The sequence below is a fragment of the Pseudomonas sp. GP01-A4 genome (assembly GCF_058780865.1).
In genome coordinates this window covers 140,484-154,809 of the sequence record NZ_JBYSWF010000002.1, presented here as the reverse complement: position 1 = coordinate 154,809, position 14,326 = coordinate 140,484, and the positions used below count along the sequence as shown (strand labels likewise).

Below are 14,326 nucleotides of genomic sequence, written 5' to 3'. Positions count from 1 at the left end.
TCGCCATTCAGCACGGAGCAGCGTCATGACTCAGAACATCTACGACACCGAGGTTTTCTTCGAGGGCTACAGCAAAATGGGCCGCTCGGTAGAAGGCCTCGCCGGCGCGCCGGAGTGGCCGGCGTTGCAATCCATGCTGCCGCCCATGTCGGGATTGAAAGTGGTAGACCTGGGTTGCGGCTACGGCTGGTTCAGTCGCTGGGCCCGGGAGCAGGGCGCCGAGCAGGTGCTGGGGCTGGATGTCTCGCAAAAAATGCTGGCGCGGGCAAAGGAGATGACTTCGTCGTCGGCCATCACCTACGCCATTGCCGACCTGGAAAAACTCGAGCTGCCTGACGCCACTTTCGACCTGGCCTACAGCTCATTGGCGTTTCATTACATCGTCGATCTGAAAGGCCTGTTCGCGCGCATCCATCAAGCGCTGGTCCCGGGCGGGCGGTTGGTGTTTTCCATCGAGCACCCGATTTTCATGGCGCCCCGGCAACCGGGCTGGCTGATTGATGAGCAAGGGCGCAAGAGCTGGCCGGTGGACAGCTACCAGTTGCAAGGACCACGGGTGACAAACTGGCTGGCGGAGGGTGTGATCAAGCAACATCGCACCGTGGGCACGTTGCTGACGCTGTTGATCCAGGCGGGGTTTACCCTGACTCATGTCGACGAGTGGGGCCCGAGCGAAGCGGACCTGAAAGCCCGCCCCGCACTTGCAGAAGAGCTTGAGCGCCCAATGATGCTACTGGTGGCCGCCCACCGCTGATTCCTTGGGTGAAAACCCGACCAAAAATGTGGGAGCGGGCTTGCTCGCGAATGCGGTGGCTCAGCCAATGAATCTGGCACTGATACACCGCTTTCGCGAGCAAGCCCGCTCCCACATTTTGATCCGCTTTAACCGGCCTTTTTCAGCGCCTCAATCAACTCATCCTTGCGCATGGTCGAGCGCCCGGGAATGTCCCTGGCACGCGCTTCCTTCAGCAAGCTTTCCTTGGTCTGCGTACCCAGCGAAACCCGGCTGTTACGCGGATGCCCCTCACGGCTGGCCGCAGCCCGTTTGGCCGACTCATGCCGGTCCTGGGACTTCTTTGCCGGCGCCTTGCGCTGGCCTGAACCGCCGGCCTTTTCGCCGCCGCCAGACTGCTTGTTGACGGTGGCCCAGGCCCGCGCCTCGGCTTCTTCTTTCGACAAGCCCTGGTGCTCATAACTCGCTTCGATATGGGCGGCCTTGCGCTTCTGTTCGGTGGTGTATTTGGCTTTGCTTCCACGAGGCATTGCGATACTCCTTCTGGCCCTCATACAAAATACGAGGGCCAGACCAGGCAAGGTGTGTTATTGGCCCGCTTCGCTTTCCAGCTTGCGAGCCGCTTCCACGCCGGACGCGGTGAGCTTGATCGGCAGGTTCAGCGAGTGTTCCCCGGCATCGTTGCAGGTCACATGGCCTTCCTTGATCCACCCGCGGTCCTGCAAGGTGGCCAAGGCGCTGGCTACCACTTTTTCACCTCGGTAGTTGTCCAGCACTTCTTTGCCCAACCCACTGGGATGAGCGTGGAGCAGACGGGTGAGGACTTCTTTTTCAAGGTTGTGATCGACGTTCATGCATACCTCTTCACTGGGAAATGGTTGGGTGTTCGTCTGACTGATACTTGCTTAAGGGTGTGGCTGTTTTGGCGCGCCGGGAACATTGGAGTCGTCGCCACCCGGCGTGACGCTCTTGCCGGTACCGGTGCCCATTTTTCCGTTTTCAACATCAGTGCCCAAGCCCTGGCGATTTTGGTCATTGCCCTGGACGCGTGGGTCAGTGCCGCTCGGGTCCACGGTGGAACCGCCATCAATCGCTTTGCTGCCGGTGCCCATGGAGTCCTGGGACTTTTGGGTGGCAGGATTTTCCGGGCTGCCGATGGGATTCGTCGGGCCGGTGGAGGTTGAGGCGGCAAAGCTGCTCAGCGAAACAGCAGACAGCAAACCGGTGAGGGCGAGGGCGGCAAATTTGGAAGTCGTCATGATGGTGTCTCCATATGATTAATGTCCTTACCTGATATTGGTCCGCCCCCGTTTGTGATTCGTGCCTCGATACCGACGAACGGTCTTAGGTCGCTTGTAAGATTTTGTGTGACGAGATTCGGCGCCAGATCAACCGCGCCACCGTGATCAGCCAATTGAGCAGCGCCACCGCCAGTACGCTCATCAACAGGGTCGGCATGCCGTATTCGACGATGACCTTGCCCGCCAGCAGCGGGAAACCGAACACCCCGATAAAGTACGCCAGGCTGAACAACAGCAACGCCTGGGAGGTGGTGCCAGCGGGTGCCTCGTTCGCAGCCAAACCATTGATCACCGAATACGTCAGGCCGTAACCGACGCCCAGAGTGACGGCTGCCAGCAGGTAGCTGTAGTTGCCGCTGACCCTGAACCCGAACAGGAAAATCGACACCAGCATCAACCCCGACAACACACACGCCGCCCAATACGGATCACGCTTGACCACGATGCCGGCGATCAGCAGGCGGCTGGTAATCGCCGCACTCATGAAGCCCAGGAAGAACAGCGAATAGTCCAGCCCGTGCAACGCCGCGTAGCTGGTCTGGAAACTCGACAGCCCGCCAAACACGCAACCGCCGAGGCCCACCATGATGATCGCGAACACCGCCCGTGACGACAGCACCTTGCGTGTCGCCGACCAGGAAATCTTCGCCGCCGGCGCGGTGTGTTGACTCAGCGCGCGACCCAGTCGCCAGAAAATCAGCACACCTACCAAGCTCGCCAGCGCTGCTATATGAAAGGCCGCCGTCAGCGAAAAATCCAGGGCACTTGCCGCCCGCCCCAGCAGTGGCCCGGAGCCGATTCCGGTCATCATGCTGCCCGACAGCAGGGCAAAATACTTGGCCCGTTGCGCCGGTTCCACCAGCATCGCGACGATGATCGGCCCCAACGTGTAGAACACGCCCCAGCCCAATCCCAACGACAAGCCAAAGAACATCAAGCCCTCGCCGAACCCCGGCGCCAGCGCAAAGCCCAGGCACGCCACCACCAGCAATACGCCGAGCAGGGCGATCGACCTGGCAGCCCCCAGCAGGTCGGCCAGATGCCCGGAAACCAGCACCGCCACAAAGGTGCTGAGCATCGCCATGGAGATCACGCTGCCGGCGTCGTGTTCGTTGCCGCCGCGCGAATGGATCAGCAGCGACAGCAAGAATGTCGAGCCATAGGACAGGGAAAGCAGGTAGCTGGCGAGGCAGAAGAGGGCGAACAGTTTTCCGCCGACCGCAGGTGAGGCGTGCATGGGGGAGCCTTGCGTCTGTTGGATTTATGCCCAACTTTTTACCATGCACGGCACGTGGGATTGTTCTGTGGTTCGCGGCGCTTGCGTTAGCCCGCAGCGGAGTATGGCGTGCCTATTTCTTCGATGAACAGGTTCATGAAACCCTTCAACCGCTCATGGCGCGCCAGGGCCATGCGTTGCCCCGTCGGCGTCTGAAATCCGCCCGCCAGATGCAGCAGCTTGGTCTGGAAATGGTCGAGGCAAAAGCGCTTGTCGTCGTACTCGCGATGCTGTGCCGTTGGGTCAGCCGGGTCATACAGCCCGCTGCCCATGCGCCCGGCGATGTAAAATGTGCGGGCCACGCCGATCATGCCGAGGGAGTCCAAACGGTCGGCATCCTGCATGATCTTTGCCTCGAGCGTCACCGGAATAAGGCCCGCCGAAAAGCTGTGGGTCTCGATGGCGTGGGTCACCGCTGCAATCTTCCCGGGCTGCCACGCCAGCCCCTGCAAAATCTGCCCGGCCTTGTCCGCCGCCAATGTTGAGGCCTTGGAACGCAACGGCGAATTCTTCTCCACCGCGACGCAGTCATGGAGCAGCACCGCCGCCAGCAGCACCTCCAGATCGCCACCTTCCTCTGCCTGGATCGACCGCACGTTGTGCCACACCCGTTGCAAGTGGGACAGGTCGTGGGCGCCGTCTTCCGAAGGCTCAAGGGCGTGAGGCAATAACGTCGCGGCGAGGTCGGTCAAGGGCGTGAAGGGCATGGGGATTCTCAAAGGTCGATGGCCTGCAGGTTAGCCGCGAATCAAATTGCACTGCAATCGGTCATTAAAGCGCCTTAGTATGTGTGCTCTCTTTCCCTGACAAGGCCTGCCCATGACCATCGAGATTCGCCCCGCCGTGCCCAGCGATGCTGCGCAGATCCTGACCTTCATCACCGAGCTTGCCGACTATGAAAAAGCCCGGCACGAAGTGATCGCCAGCGTGGTGGACATCGAGCGCAGCCTGTTCAGTGAAGGTGCCACCGCCCACGGCCTGATCTGCCTGCGCGACGGTTTGCCGATCGGCTTTGCGGTGTTCTTTTTCAGCTATTCCACGTGGCTGGGCAGCAACTGCCTGTACCTCGAAGACCTGTACATCAACCCCGAGCAACGCGGTGGCGGGGCAGGCAAGAAGTTGCTGCGCCACCTGGCGAAAATCGCCTGTGACAACGGCTGCGGGCGTTTCGAGTGGAGCGTGCTGGACTGGAACGAGCCGGCCATCGCGTTCTACAAATCCATCGGCGCCCAGCCCCAGGAAGAGTGGGTACGCTACCGCATGGAAGGCGACGCCCTCAGGGATTTCGCACAGGGTTAAGTGTGCATAAAGGACCGGCTTTTAAAGCCGGTTTTTTTATATATTTGCTCACTATATGGGATGATAATTTATATATTGAGATGTTCCGGTTTCTGGGTTTATAGTCTTGCGCATCAGCACTCACTACCAAAAACAAAACAGGTGAAGCGATGCAGGCACAACCGTTGTCGTTACCTCCGGTGCCCGAGCCGACTTACGGCGAGCGACTGAAGAACAAAGTCGTGGTCATCACCGGTGCCGCCCAAGGCATTGGCGAGGCTATCGTCGCCTGCTTCCAGGCTCAGCAGGCGCGCCTGGTGATCGGTGATATCCAGGGCGAGAAGGTCGAGCAGGTCGCCGCCCACTGGCGCGAACACGGCGCCGAGATCTACGCACAACCTGTCGACATCACTTCCAAGGATCAATGGCGCGCCCTGGTGGACGTAGCCATCGAACGCTTTGGCCGCGTCGATGTGCTGGTCAATTGCGCCGGCGTCAACGTGTTCCGCGACCCGCTGGAAATGACCGACGAAGACTGGCGCCGCTGCTTCGCCATCGACCTCGACGGCGCCTGGTACGGCTGCCGTACCGTGTTGCCGCACATGATCGAGCAAGGCATCGGCAACATCATCAACATCGCCTCCACCCACTCCAGCCACATCATTCCCGGCTGCTTCCCGTACCCGGTGGCCAAGCACGGCTTGCTCGGGCTGACCCGCGCGCTGGGCATCGAATACGCGCCCAAGGGCATCCGCGTAAATGCCATCGCGCCGGGCTATATCGAAACCCAACTCAACGTCGATTACTGGAACGGCTTTGCCGACCCGCACGCCGAGCGCCAGCGTGCCTTCGACCTGCACCCGCCCAAGCGCATCGGCCAGCCGATTGAAGTGGCGATGACGGCACTGTTTCTTGCGACCGATGAGGCGCCCTTTATCAATGCCACCTGCCTGATGATCGATGGTGGGCGGTCGGTGATGTACCACGATTAAAACTTTTCCAAATAACAAGAAGAGGTGGTTCATGCTCAAGAAAACACTAGGCACCCTTGCCCTCACGATGGCGCTCAGCGGCCTGGCCTCTGCCGAAGAAGTAAAGATCGGCTTCCTGGTCAAGCAGGCGGAAGAGCCCTGGTTCCAGACCGAATGGGCCTTCGCTGAAAAAGCCGGCAAGGACCATGGTTTCACCGTGATCAAGATCGCCGTGCCCGACGGCGAGAAAACCCTTTCCGCCATCGATACCCTGGCCGCCAACGGCGCCAAGGGTTTCGTGATCTGCCCGCCGGACGTGTCCCTCGGCCCTGCGATCATGGCCAAGGCCAAGCTGAATAACCTCAAAGTGCTGGCGGTAGACGACCGCTTCGTCGACGCCAAGGGCAAGCCCATGGAAGACGTGCCTTACGTCGGCCTGGACGCCTACAAGATCGGCCAGAAACAAGGCGAAGCCATGGCCACCGAAGCCAAGCATCGCAACTGGGACTGGAAGGACACCTACGCCGTCATCAATACCTTCGACGAGCTGGAAACCGGCAAGAAACGCACCGACGGGTCGGTAGAAGGCCTCAAGGCCGCCGGCCTGCCGGTTGACCATATCCTGTTCACCGCGCAAAAAACCCTCGACGTGCCGGGCGCCATGGACTCCACCAACTCGGCCCTGGTGAAACTGCCCAGCGGTGCGAAAAACCTGCTGATTGGCGGCATGAACGACAGCACCGTACTGGGCGGCGTACGCGCCACCGAAAGCGCCGGCTTCAAGGCCACAAACGTGATTGGCGTGGGCATCAACGGCACCGACGCCATCGAAGAACTGAAGAAATCCGACACCGGTTTCTACGGCTCGATGCTGCTCAGCCCCGATGCGTCCGGCTATAAAACCGCGACCTCGATGTTCGAGTGGGTGACCAAAGGCACTGAGCCTGCCAAGTTCACCGCACTGGATAACGTGACCCTGATCACCCGCGCCAACTTCAAGGAAGAGTTGAGCAAGATCGGTCTGTGGAAATGAACAGCGCCGCAGCAGAAAGCCTGCGCTTCAACGGCATCGGCAAGGAGTTTCCCGGGGTGAAGGCCCTGGCGCAGATCAGCTTTGAAGCGCGGCCCCATTCGGTGCATGCGCTGATGGGCGAGAACGGCGCGGGCAAGTCGACCTTGCTGAAAATCCTCGGCGGTTTTTATCCGCCCAACAGCGGCAGCTTGCAGTTGGGCGAACGCAGCGTGAGTTTCAAGTCGGCGGCCGACAGCATCGCCAGCGGCATCGCAGTGATTCACCAGGAGCTGCAACTGGTGCCGGAAATGACCGTCGCCGAGAACCTGCTGCTGGGGCATATGCCGTCGCGCTTTGGCGTGGTCAATCGCGGCGCGATGGTGCGCAAGGCACGGGAACTGCTCAAGGGCCTGGCGGATGAAATCGATCCGAACATGCGCCTGGGCAGCCTGTCCCTCGGCCAGCGGCAACTGGTGGAAATCGCCAAGGCCATGTCGCGCAACGCCCATGTGATTGCGTTCGACGAACCCACCAGCAGCCTCTCGGCCCGTGAGATCGAGCGGCTGATGGTGATCATCGCCCGGCTGCGGGATGAAGGCCGGGTGATCCTCTACGTGTCGCACCGCATGGAGGAGGTGTTCCGCATTTGCGACGCGGTGACGGTGTTCAAGGACGGGCGCTTCGTGCGCACGTTCGAGGACATGACGCAGTTGAACGTCGACCAACTGGTCAACTGCATGGTCGGGCGCGATATCCAGGATATCTACGACTACCGGCCGCGCGAGCACTGCGGTGAAGCGCTGCGAGTTGAAGGTTTGCTCGGGCCGGGGTTGCAGGAACCGGTGAGCCTGCAGGTGAACAAGGGCGAGATTCTCGGGCTGTTCGGCCTGGTGGGGGCCGGGCGCACAGAGTTGTTGCGCCTGCTCGCCGGGCTGTCCCGCAGCACCCAGGGGACCCTGGTGCTGCATGGCCAGGCGCAGACGTTCAAGACACCACGGGATGCGATTGCGGCGGGGGTGTTGCTCTGCCCCGAGGACCGCAAGAAGGAAGGCATCGTGCCCCGCGCGAGTGTTGCGGAGAACATCAATATCAGTGCGCGGCGTGACCATGCGCGCTTCGGCTGGCTGATCCAGGGCGGCTGGGAACGCACCAACGCCCAGCGGCAGATCAGCGCGCTCAACGTGCGCACGCCGTCGGCGGACCAGCCGATTCTGTTCCTGTCGGGCGGCAATCAGCAGAAGGCGATTCTCGGCCGCTGGTTGTCGATGCCGATGAAAGTGTTGCTGCTGGACGAGCCGACCCGCGGCATCGATATCGGTGCGAAATCGGAGATCTACCAGATCATTCATAACCTGGCGGCCAGTGGCATCGCGGTGATCGTGGTGTCCAGCGACCTGATGGAAGTGATGGGCATCTCCGACCGCATCCTGGTGATGAGCGAAGGCGCCCTGACCGGCGAATTGACCCGCGATCAAGCGGACGAAGCACGGCTGCTGCAACTGGCTCTTCCGCGTACGCGGGACTGAAGAATACGAGGTGGGTATGTCACAGGTAAAAACCGCAAGAAGCTTCTGGCCGGGGTTCAACCAGCGCAAGTTTCTTGATGATTGGGTCATGCTGCTGGCGGCCTTGAGCATCTTTGTGCTCAGCGCCATCTTCATCGACAACTTCCTCTCGCCGCTGAACATGCGTGGCCTGGGTCTGGCGATTTCCACTGTGGGGATTGCGGCCTGCACCATGCTGTTTTGCCTGGCGTCGGGGCACTTCGACTTGTCGGTGGGTTCGGTGATCGCCTGTTCGGGCGTGGTGGCGGGGATCGTGATTCGCGACACCGACAGCGTGTTCTTCGGCGTGTCGGCGGCGTTGGCCATGGGCCTGGTGGTGGGACTGATCAACGGCATCGTGATCGCCAAGCTGCGGATCAACGCGTTGATCACGACGCTGGCGACGATGCAGATCGTGCGTGGGCTGGCGTATATCTTTTCCAACGGCAAGGCGGTCGGCGTGATGGACGAAAACTTCTTCGTCTTTGGTAACGGCCAGCTGTTTGGCGTGCCGGTGCCAATCGTCATCACCGTGCTGTGCTTTGTGTTTTTTGGCTGGTTGCTGAACTACACCACCTACGGGCGCAACACCATGGCCATCGGTGGCAACCAGGAAGCGGCGCTGTTGGCCGGGGTGAATGTCGATCGCACCAAGATCATCATCTTTGCCGTGCACGGCGTGATCGGCGCGTTGGCCGGGGTGATCCTGGCGTCGCGGATGACCTCGGGGCAACCGATGATTGGCCAGGGGTTCGAGCTGACGGTGATCTCGGCGTGCGTGCTGGGCGGGGTGTCGCTGAGCGGCGGAATCGGGATGATCCGGCATGTGATTGCCGGGGTGCTGATTCTGGCGATCATCGAGAACGCGATGAACCTGAAGAACATCGACACCTTCTACCAATACGTGATTCGCGGCTCGATCCTGTTGCTGGCGGTGATTATCGACCGCATGAAACAGCGATAAAAAGGGCGCCACACGACCAATGTGGGAGCGGGCTTGCTCGCGAAAACGGTGTGTCAGTCAGCGTATGCATTAACTGGAAAACCGCCTTCGCGAGCAAGCCCGCTCCCACATTTTGATCTCCTCTGTTTTGCTGGTCCGCATTTGCCATAATGCTCGCCGTTTTCGTACTTCCCAATAGGCCCGATATGCAGGAAAACGCCCAAACTCCCGTCAAAGAAGCCGCGCCCACCGGCACTCAAACCCTGCTTCGTGGCCTGGGCGTGGTGCAGGCAGTGGCGGCCGGTGCGCGGGATCTGAAGGAAATCGCCAAGCGCATCGGCACCACCCGCAGCACCACTCACCGCCTGGCCAGTTGCCTGGTGGAAGAACGCTACCTGCGCGTAGTGCCGCAAGTCGGTTATCTGCTGGGCCCCAAATTGATCGAGCTGGGTTTCCAGGCCCGTGAAGAACTGCCTTTGGTCAGCCTGGCGGTGCCGTATCTGGACGAGTTGTCGGCGTTGACCGGCGATACCATCCACCTGGCTATTCGCGAATACGACGACGTGCTGTACCTGCACAAGAACCCTGGCCGCAACGGCCCGGAAATGCGCTCGCGCGTCGGCCATCGCATGCCGCTGGCGCGCACCGGGATCGGCAAGGCGTTGTTGCTGGATGACAGCGTGGAAGAGTGGCAGCGCCTGTATCAGGTCAGCTTGCCGACGGGCGGGAAGAATCTGCAGTGGCCGCAGCACCCCGAGCAATCCTGGGCGCAGTTTGAACAGCGCATGCAGGAATACGTGGCGGGCGGTTATGCATTCGATCTGGAAGACAACGAACCGTCGATCCGTTGTGTCGCGGCACCGGTGCGCGATGCCAGCCGGCGAATCGTCGCCGGCATCAGCATCGCCAGTACCGTGCCCTACATGCCGCTGGAGAAAATGGCCGAGCTGATCCCTGTGATCAAACAGGTCGCAGCACGGCTGTCAGCGGAGTTGGGCGCGAAGGCCTGATCAGGCCGTGATCGTTCCCATGCTCCGCGTGGGAATGCCGCTTCGGACGCTCCGCGTCCAGAAGGACTTGAGCCCTGCGCAACGGTGACGCAGAGCGTCACAGCATGCGTTCCCACGCAGAGCGTGGGAACGATCATGATCAGGCCTTCAGGGTCGCCATGTCGATCACGAAGCGGTACTTCACATCACCGGCAATCATGCGGGTGTAGGCTTCGTTGATCTGGCGGATGTCGAGCATCTCGATGTCGCAAGTGATGCCGTGCTCGGCGCAGAAATCCAGGACTTCCTGGGTTTCGGCAATCCCACCGATCAACGAACCGGCCAGCACCTTGCGGCCCAGCACCAGCTTGGCAGCGTTGACGGGCGGGTCGACCGGCTCGATCAAACCTACCAGGATGTGCGCGCCGTCAAAGCGCAGTACGTCGAGGTAGGGATTCAAGTCGTGCTGCACCGGGATGGTGTCCAGCAGGAAGTCGAAATGCCCGGCAGCGGCTTTCATCTGGGCTTCGTCGGTGGACACGATCACGTGGTCGGCGCCCTGGCGACGGCCTTCTTCAGCCTTGCTCGCGGAGCGGGTGAACAGCGTCACTTCCGCGCCCATGGCCTTGGCGAACTTGATGCCCATATGGCCCAAACCACCCATGCCCAGAACGCCAACCTTGTCGCCAGCCTTCACGCCGTAGTGCTTGAGCGGCGAGTAAGTGGTGATGCCGGCGCAGAGGATCGGCGCGGCGCTGGCCAGGTCGAGCTTGGCCGGGATCTTCACCACGAAGTGCTCGCTGACCACGATGCTGTCGGAGTAGCCGCCCATGGTGTTGCTGCCGTCGACCCGGTCCGGGGTGGCGTAGGTCATGGTCGGGCCTTCGAGGCAGTATTGCTCGAGGTCCGCGTGGCAGGCGTCGCAGTGACGGCAGGAGTCGACCATGCAGCCAACACCCACCAGGTCGCCGACTTTGTGCGCGGTGACGCTGGCGCCGACGGCGGTGACTTTACCGACGATCTCGTGGCCCGGCATCAGCGGGTACACGGCGATGCCCCATTCGTTGCGTGCCTGGTGGATGTCGGAGTGGCAGACGCCGCAGTAGAGAATTTCGATCGCCACGTCATCGGCGCGCGGGCTGCGGCGTTCGAAGGACATGGGGGCGAGGGGAGTGGTGGCCGATTGAGCGGCATAACCGATGGCGGTGTACATGGAGAAACCTCGCAGGTGCAGTAACAGGTGAGGTGGCGCATTCTCCGCGCCGTGCCTGGGTGCGGCCATGGCGATTGCTCCGAGTCTCATGCCTATTCGTCCGGGAGTGCACCTGGATTGGATCGTTGTGGCGCCAGACCTGCGATGATGGTCTCATCCCCTTTTTCGCGAAGTTTTTGCCATGTTGTTGACCCGCCATGTCGATGCCAATGCCGCGTTGGTTGCCTTGATCGAACCCCTGACACCCCGTGATGGGTTCTCGCCCACGAACCTCCCGGGCGTGCAGGTATTGCGTGCCAGTTGCGACGTGGCGCGGGGCCCGCAGATTTATGAACCGAGCCTGATGATCGTCGCCCAGGGCAGCAAGATCGCGTACCTGGGCCCGCGTACCCTGGAGTACGGCGCGGGGCATTACCTGATCCAGGCGATGCCGGTGCCGTTCGAATGCGAGACTTTTGCCATGCCGAATGCACCGCTGTTGGGGGTGACGGTGGGCATTGATCGGGTGGTGCTGGGTGAGTTGGTGATGGCGATGGGGATCCAGAGCGGGCCACCGCCAGCGGCGCAAACGTTGGAGTCGATGAGTTCGGTGGTGCTGGACGACGCCATGCGCGGCTGTGTCGAACGCCTGTTGCAGTGCCTGCACGATCCGCTGGAGAGCCGGATCATGGGTCCGGCGCGGGTGCGGGAATTATTGTTCACCGCATTGCGCGGGCCACAGGCGGATGTGTTGCGGGCGTTGGTGGAGCAGCAGGGGCAGTTTTCGCGGGTGGCGACTTCGTTGAATCACCTGCATGCCCATTACGCCGAGCCGCTGAATATCGAGACATTGGCAGGTTATGCGCACATGAGTGCGTCGACCTTCCACGAACACTTCAAGCGCTGCACGCTGTTGTCGCCGGTGCAGTACCTCAAGCGTCTGCGGTTGCTCAAGGCACAGCAGTTGCTGTTGGTGGAAGGCATGGGCGTGGCGCAGGCGGCCCACAGTGTGGGGTATCAGAGCACGTCGCAGTTCAGTCGGGAGTACAAGCGCTACTTCGAGCGCAGCCCCGGGGATGAGCGGGCGGCATAACTCTCCCGGGCACAATTCGGTCAAAAATGTGGGAGCGGGCTTGCTCGCGAAAGCGGTGGTTCAGCCAAAACATCTGTGACTGATACACCGCTTTCGCGAGCAAGCCCGCTCCCACATTTGATCGAGTCGATGGGTCTTTTTCCGGGCTATAAAAAAGGCCCCCATTTGGGAGCCTTCTGTTCAAGCAGCGGATTTACATATTCGGGTAAGTCGGCCCACCCGCACCTTCCGGCGTCACCCACGTAATGTTCTGCGAAGGGTCCTTGATGTCACAGGTCTTGCAGTGCACGCAGTTCTGGGCGTTGATCTGGAAGCGCTTCTCGCCGTCTTCCTTGGTGATCACTTCATACACGCCGGCCGGGCAGTAGCGCTGCGCCGGTTCATCGTAGAGCGGCAGGTTGGTGCCGATCGGGATGCTCGGGTCTTTCAGCTTCAGGTGGCACGGTTGTTCTTCTTCGTGGTTGGTACCGGAGATGAACACCGAACTCAGCTTGTCGAAGCTCAGCTTGCCGTCGGGTTTCGGGTAGTCGATTTTCTTGCTGTCCTTGGCCAGCTTGAGGCAGGCGTAGTCCGGCTTGGTGTCGTGCAGGGTGAACGGCATTTTGCCGCCGAGGATGTTCTGGTCGAACCAGTTGAAGCCGGCACCAATGATCGGGCCGAACTTGTGCATCGCCGGGCCGAAGTTGCGGCTGGCGAACAGTTCTTCGTGGAGCCAGCTGTTCTTGAAGCTGTCGACGTAAGCGGTCAGTTCGTCACCGCCTTCGGATTCGGCGAACAGGCGGTCTGCCACGGCGTCAGCGGCGAGCATGCCGGACTTCATCGCGGTGTGGCTGCCCTTGATCTTGGCGAAGTTCAGGGTGCCCAGGTCGCAGCCGATCAGCGCGCCGCCCTTGAACACCATTTTCGGCAGCGAGTTCAGGCCGCCTTTGCAGATGGCGCGGGCGCCGTAGCTGATGCGTTTGCCGCCTTCCAGGTACTGGGCCAGCACCGGGTGATGCTTGAGGCGCTGGAACTCGTCGAATGGCGACAGGAAGGTGTTGCTGTAGGACAGGTCGACGATCAGGCCGACGACCACCTGGTTGTTTTCCAGGTGATAGAGGAACGAACCGCCGGTGTTCTCGGCGCTCATGATGTCCAGCGGCCAGCCGGCGGTGTGCACCACCAGGCCTGGCTGGTGTTTGGCCGGGTCGATTTCCCAGATTTCCTTCAGGCCGATGCCGTAATGCTGGGCGTCGGCGTCGCTGTCCAGGTTGAAGCGCTGGATCAGTTGCTTGCCGATGTGGCCACGGCAACCTTCGGCGAACAGCGTGTACTTGCCACGCAGTTCCATGCCCGGGGTGTAGACGCCTTCTTTCGGGTTGCCTTCACGGTCGACGCCCAGGTCACCGGTGATGATCCCGCGCACCACGCCGTTTTCGTCGAACAGCGCTTCCTGGGCGGCGAAGCCCGGGTAGACTTCCACACCCAGGTTCTCGGCCTGCTGGGCGAGCCAGCGGCACAGGTTGCCCAGGGAAATAATGTAGTTGCCTTCGTTGTGCATGGTCTTGGGCACAAAGAAGTCAGGCACCTTGGTGGAAGCTTCGCTGGAGCGCAGTACATAGATGTCATCACGCACAACAGGGGTGTTGAGCGGTGCACCGAGTTCTTTCCAGTCCGGGAACAGTTCGTTCAGGGCACGGGGTTCAAACACGGCACCGGACAGGATATGAGCGCCGACTTCGGAGCCTTTTTCGACCACGCAGACGCTGATTTCCTTACCGGCTTCGGCGGCCTTCTGCTTCAATCGGCAGGCGGCAGACAGGCCTGCCGGGCCAGCGCCGACGATGACCACGTCGAATTCCATGTATTCGCGTTCCACAGGCTATCTCCTACTCAAGGCTCAACGGCTTTTTTTTCTAATGGGTGGAGGTTCGGTAATCCGTCCCACAATGCCTGCATCAATCTCATGCAAGGGGCAGGGGACGACCCACCTTTCTCTCTAGGTGGCGCATTAT

At 61.0% G+C, this 14,326-nt stretch carries 15 protein-coding genes; 8 read left to right on the top strand and 7 right to left on the bottom strand.

Annotated features, from left to right (window positions below):
• Positions 1–25: 25 nt before the first annotated feature.
• A complete protein-coding gene (locus tag AC3WKX_RS02670; protein ID WP_004371253.1) occupies positions 26–754 on the top strand; it encodes a class I SAM-dependent methyltransferase in 729 nt (242 codons plus the stop codon).
• A 128-nt stretch (positions 755–882) separates the two neighbouring features.
• Here the strand turns inward: AC3WKX_RS02670 and AC3WKX_RS02665 are convergent, their stop codons facing one another.
• The 5 genes from AC3WKX_RS02665 to AC3WKX_RS02645 all read right to left on the bottom strand — a co-directional run bounded on the left by AC3WKX_RS02665 (position 883) and on the right by AC3WKX_RS02645 (position 4,017).
• On the bottom strand, positions 883–1,263 hold the full coding sequence (locus tag AC3WKX_RS02665; protein ID WP_004371251.1) for a Rho termination factor N-terminal domain-containing protein: 381 nt from the start codon (positions 1,261–1,263) through the stop codon (positions 883–885).
• Between the two features lie 57 nt (positions 1,264–1,320).
• Positions 1,321–1,587 (bottom strand): hypothetical protein, encoded by a 267-nt coding sequence (locus tag AC3WKX_RS02660; RefSeq protein ID WP_004371249.1) that lies wholly within the window; start codon positions 1,585–1,587, stop codon positions 1,321–1,323.
• 51 nt (positions 1,588–1,638) lie between these two features.
• Positions 1,639–1,992: a hypothetical protein gene (locus AC3WKX_RS02655; RefSeq protein ID WP_102604805.1), complete on the bottom strand. Its 354-nt coding sequence runs from the start codon at positions 1,990–1,992 to the stop codon at positions 1,639–1,641.
• An 85-nt stretch (positions 1,993–2,077) separates the two neighbouring features.
• Positions 2,078–3,271, bottom strand: a complete 1,194-nt coding sequence (locus AC3WKX_RS02650) for an MFS transporter (RefSeq protein WP_102604806.1) — start codon at positions 3,269–3,271, stop codon at positions 2,078–2,080.
• 86 nt (positions 3,272–3,357) lie between these two features.
• Positions 3,358–4,017 (bottom strand): HD domain-containing protein, encoded by a 660-nt coding sequence (locus tag AC3WKX_RS02645; RefSeq protein ID WP_102604807.1) that lies wholly within the window; start codon positions 4,015–4,017, stop codon positions 3,358–3,360.
• A 112-nt stretch (positions 4,018–4,129) separates the two neighbouring features.
• On the opposite strand from AC3WKX_RS02645, the gene AC3WKX_RS02640 reads away from it, so the two are divergent.
• From AC3WKX_RS02640 to AC3WKX_RS02615, 6 genes are all read left to right on the top strand, one after another.
• On the top strand, positions 4,130–4,609 hold the full coding sequence (locus AC3WKX_RS02640; RefSeq protein WP_004371239.1) for a GNAT family N-acetyltransferase: 480 nt from the start codon (positions 4,130–4,132) through the stop codon (positions 4,607–4,609).
• A gap of 149 nt (positions 4,610–4,758) precedes the next feature.
• A complete protein-coding gene (locus AC3WKX_RS02635; protein ID WP_004371237.1) occupies positions 4,759–5,580 on the top strand; it encodes an SDR family oxidoreductase in 822 nt (273 codons plus the stop codon).
• Between the two features lie 31 nt (positions 5,581–5,611).
• On the top strand, positions 5,612–6,592 hold the full coding sequence (locus AC3WKX_RS02630; RefSeq protein WP_008434927.1) for a substrate-binding domain-containing protein: 981 nt from the start codon (positions 5,612–5,614) through the stop codon (positions 6,590–6,592).
• The gene (araG, locus tag AC3WKX_RS02625; protein WP_004371233.1) at positions 6,589–8,097 is read left to right on the top strand and encodes an L-arabinose ABC transporter ATP-binding protein AraG; all 1,509 of its coding nucleotides are present in this window, start codon (positions 6,589–6,591) and stop codon (positions 8,095–8,097) included. The genes AC3WKX_RS02630 and araG overlap by 4 nt, the downstream gene beginning before the upstream one ends.
• 16 nt (positions 8,098–8,113) lie before the next feature.
• Positions 8,114–9,079 carry an L-arabinose ABC transporter permease AraH gene (gene araH / locus AC3WKX_RS02620; protein ID WP_004371231.1) on the top strand — a complete coding sequence of 322 codons (966 nt, stop codon included), beginning with the start codon at positions 8,114–8,116 and terminating at the stop codon, positions 9,077–9,079.
• A 185-nt stretch (positions 9,080–9,264) separates the two neighbouring features.
• Entirely contained in the window at positions 9,265–10,068 is an 804-nt protein-coding gene (locus AC3WKX_RS02615) for an IclR family transcriptional regulator (RefSeq protein WP_004371229.1), read from the top strand.
• A gap of 139 nt (positions 10,069–10,207) precedes the next feature.
• Here the strand turns inward: AC3WKX_RS02615 and AC3WKX_RS02610 are convergent, their stop codons facing one another.
• Complete coding sequence (locus tag AC3WKX_RS02610; RefSeq protein WP_102604808.1) at positions 10,208–11,260, bottom strand: NAD(P)-dependent alcohol dehydrogenase; 1,053 nt, start codon at positions 11,258–11,260, stop codon at positions 10,208–10,210.
• Between the two features lie 181 nt (positions 11,261–11,441).
• Here AC3WKX_RS02610 and AC3WKX_RS02605 point away from each other — a divergent pair, with 181 nt between their 5' ends.
• Positions 11,442–12,332 carry an AraC family transcriptional regulator gene (locus tag AC3WKX_RS02605; protein ID WP_102604809.1) on the top strand — a complete coding sequence of 297 codons (891 nt, stop codon included), beginning with the start codon at positions 11,442–11,444 and terminating at the stop codon, positions 12,330–12,332.
• Between the two features lie 193 nt (positions 12,333–12,525).
• Here the strand turns inward: AC3WKX_RS02605 and AC3WKX_RS02600 are convergent, their stop codons facing one another.
• Positions 12,526–14,190 (bottom strand): electron transfer flavoprotein-ubiquinone oxidoreductase, encoded by a 1,665-nt coding sequence (locus AC3WKX_RS02600; RefSeq protein ID WP_087692763.1) that lies wholly within the window; start codon positions 14,188–14,190, stop codon positions 12,526–12,528.
• Between the last annotated feature and the right edge of the window lie 136 nt (positions 14,191–14,326).